3 protein-coding genes are annotated in these 2,657 nt (G+C 73.3%); all 3 read left to right on the top strand.

All coding sequences use genetic code 11. The features are described 5' to 3' along the window. On the top strand, positions 1 to 999 hold a 999-nt coding region (locus FV230_RS27080; RefSeq protein WP_147844573.1), incomplete at its 5' end, for an ATP-binding protein. Positions 1,000 to 1,099: 100 nt separating this feature from the next. Next, a complete protein-coding gene (locus tag FV230_RS27075) occupies positions 1,100 to 2,152 on the top strand; it encodes a cysteine synthase A (RefSeq protein ID WP_246695027.1) in 1,053 nt (350 codons plus the stop codon). Between the two features lie 113 nt (positions 2,153 to 2,265). Continuing rightward, positions 2,266 to 2,421 carry a DUF3309 domain-containing protein gene (locus FV230_RS27070; protein WP_147729453.1) on the top strand — a complete coding sequence of 52 codons (156 nt, stop codon included), beginning with the start codon at positions 2,266 to 2,268 and terminating at the stop codon, positions 2,419 to 2,421. Positions 2,422 to 2,657: the final 236 nt, after the last annotated feature.

Here is a 2,657-nt window from a genome sequence, read left to right as displayed (position 1 = left end):
GCCCAGGGCGCCGCGCGCCGCGCCGCGGCCCTGACGCACCGGCTGCTGGCCTTCTCGCGCCGGCAGACCCTCGATCCCCGGCCCACCGACGTGAACCGCCTCGTGGCGGGGATGCACGAGCTGATCCAGCGCACCGTCGGCCCGGGCATCCCGGTCGAGGTCGCCGCCGGCGCGCGGCTGTGGACCGCCCTGGTGGACGCGTCCCAGCTCGAGAACGCGCTGCTGAACCTGTGCATCAACGCCCGCGACGCGATGCCGGACGGCGGCCGCATCACGGTCGAGACCACCAACGCGCGGTTCGACGCGCGCGCCGCCCGCCAGCACGACATGCCGGAGGGGCAATACCTCGCGCTGTGCGTGGCCGACACCGGCACCGGCATGCCGCCGGAGGTGGTCGCCCGGGTGTTCGAGCCGTTCTTCACGACGAAGCCGATGGGGGCGGGCACCGGCCTCGGGCTCTCGATGATCTACGGCTTCGCCAAGCAGTCGGGCGGGGAGGTGCGGGTCCGCTCGGAGGTCGGGGCCGGCACCCGCGTGAGCATCTTCCTGCCCCGCCACCACGGCGACGCCGAGGTCGAGGGCAAGGTGGCGGCCGGCCCGGCGCGGCCGCGCTCCGGGCAGGGCGAGACGGTGCTGGTGGTCGACGACGAGCCGACGGTGCGGATGCTGCTCGCCGACATCCTGGAGGATCTCGGCTACACCGCGATCGAGGCGAGCGACAGCGCCGCCGGCCTCAAGCTGCTGCAATCGGACGTGCGCATCGACCTGCTGGTGACCGATGTCGGCCTGCCGGGCGGGATGAACGGGCGCCAGATGGCCGATGCCGGCCGCGCCCGCCGGCCCGACTTGAAGGTGCTGTTCATCACCGGCTACGCCGAGAACGCCGCGCTCGGCGAAGGCCACATGGCCCCCGGCATGGCGGTGGTGACCAAGCCGTTCTCCGTCGACGCCATGGCCGAGCGCGTCCGCGCGATGATCGAGGCGCCGCGCCTGGCCTGATCGCCGGGGCGCCGCCCCCGGCTTCCGATGGGCCGCCTTCTGATCTATCGCGGAGGGCGGCGCCCCGGGAGGCGCGCGATGCGGAGGCACCGGGATGGGCGTGGCGACGGATCCGGAGCGGGGCACCCGCCCCGACGTGCTGGCGGCGATCGGCGGGACGCCGCTGATCCGGCTGCGCCGGGCGTCGGAGGAGACCGGCTGCACCATCCTCGGCAAGGCCGAGTTCCTCAATCCCGGCCTCTCGGTGAAGGACCGGGCGGCGCGCGCGATCGTCGAGGACGCCGAGGCGCGCGGGCTGATCCGGCCGGGCGGCACCATCGTCGAGGGCACGGCGGGCAACACCGGGATCGGGCTGGCGCTGGTGGCCTCCGTGCGCGGCTACCGCACGGTGATCGTCATCCCGGTCACCCAGTCGGAGGAGAAGAAGCAGACCCTGCGGCTCGCCGGCGCCCGCCTCGTCGAGGTGCCGGCGGTGCCGTACGCCAACCCGAACAACTACGTCCACGTGGCGCGCCGCCTCGCCGAGCGGCTCGCGGCCACCGAGCCCGCCGGCGCGTTCTTCGCCGACCAGTTCGACAACGTCGCCAACCGCGGCGCGCACGAGCGGCACACCGGCCCCGAGATCTGGGACCAGACCGGCGGCACCCTCGACGGCTTCGTCTGCGCCGCCGGCACCGGGGGCACGCTCGCCGGGACGGCGCTCGCCTTGCGGGCGCGCAACCCCGAGGTCGCGATCGCGCTCGCCGACCCCGAGGGCTCGGCGCTCCACGCGCACTACACCGCCGGGACGCTCAAGGCCGAGGGCTCGTCGATCACCGAGGGCATCGGCCAGGGGCGGATCACCCGGAACCTCGAGGGGTTCGCGCCCGACCACGCCTTCCGCATCCCCGACGCGGAGGCGCTCGACATCGTGTTCGGACTGATGCGGGAGGAGGGGCTGTCGCTCGGCGGCTCGTCCGGCATCAACGTCGCCGGCGCGATCCGGCTGGCGCGGGTGCTCGGCCCCGGCCACACCATCGCGACGATCCTCTGCGACGGGGCGGCGCGCTACGCCTCGAAACTGTTCAACCCCGCCTTCCTGCGCGAGCGCGGCCTGCCGACGCCGGACTGGCTGGACGAAGCCGGCGCGCCGCTGCCGGACTGGCACGCTTGAGCCGGCAAAACCGTCCGTCACGTTTGCGTGCGAATTATTTGAACGGAACGGATTGTCGCGGCGTTTGAACGGTCAAGCTCACGACCCGTGCGCTCCCGCGGAGACTTTCTTCCATGTCGCTCGTCACCATTCTGCTCATCATCCTGATCATTCTCGCCTTCGGTGGTGGCGGCTTCCTCGGCGGCGGCGCCTATCGCGGCCCGGGCTTCGGCCTCGGCGGCATCCTGATCATCGTCCTGATCGTGCTGCTGGTCACCGGCCGGCTCTGACGCCGGACGCGGGGGGCCGGTTCCGCGATCCGCGATCGGGGACCGGCTCCCGACGCCCCCTTCGCGATCTGCGGATCGCGGAGGGGACTCTGTTTTCCGTGAGGTCTGATCTTCTTCACGCGAGCCGGGATCCACCGCGCTCGAAACCGCTCTAGCGGGCGCAGACGATCCCGATCACGGCGCCGCCGACCGCAGAGGCGGCGGCGCCGACGCTGCCGGCACCGGCGGTCGACGGC

This window comes from Methylobacterium sp. WL6, from assembly GCF_008040095.1.
GTDB lineage: Bacteria > Pseudomonadota > Alphaproteobacteria > Rhizobiales > Beijerinckiaceae > Methylobacterium.
The sequence above is the reverse complement of the archived record's forward strand: the minus strand, read 5'-3'. Positions and strand labels throughout refer to the sequence as shown.